Raw genomic sequence first — 326 nt, forward strand, 5'->3', positions numbered from 1 at the left:
TGGTGGTTTCGTCGGGGATGCGCTCCAGGTTCAGCCCGGCAAACTGGCGCAGGATCGTGGTTTCGTACAGCGCTTCCTCCATCGCTGGATCGCTGTAGCCGAACCAGTTCTGCAGCAGATGCACACGCAGCATCGCCATCAACGGGTAGGCCGGACGGCCACCTTCACCCTTCGGATAATGTGGCTCGATCAAAGCAATCAAGCCCTTCCACGGCACCACCCGATCCATCTCGATCAGGAACAACTCCTTGCGGGTTTGCTTGCGCTTGCCAGCGTACTCGGCGTCGGCGAAGGTCATCTGCTTCATCGGGAAACTCGGTGGGTGG

General features: G+C 59.8%; 1 protein-coding gene. It reads right to left on the bottom strand.

Annotation, left to right across the window (positions count from 1 at the left end):
* Positions 1-307, bottom strand: a 307-nt coding sequence (locus HMPREF2924_RS26310) for an IS5/IS1182 family transposase (RefSeq protein ID WP_004162934.1), incomplete at its 3' end; no start/stop codon positions are given.
* Between the last annotated feature and the right edge of the window lie 19 nt (positions 308-326).

This window comes from Pseudomonas sp. HMSC063H08 (genome assembly GCF_001813645.1).
Lineage (GTDB): Bacteria > Pseudomonadota > Gammaproteobacteria > Pseudomonadales > Pseudomonadaceae > Pseudomonas > Pseudomonas aeruginosa.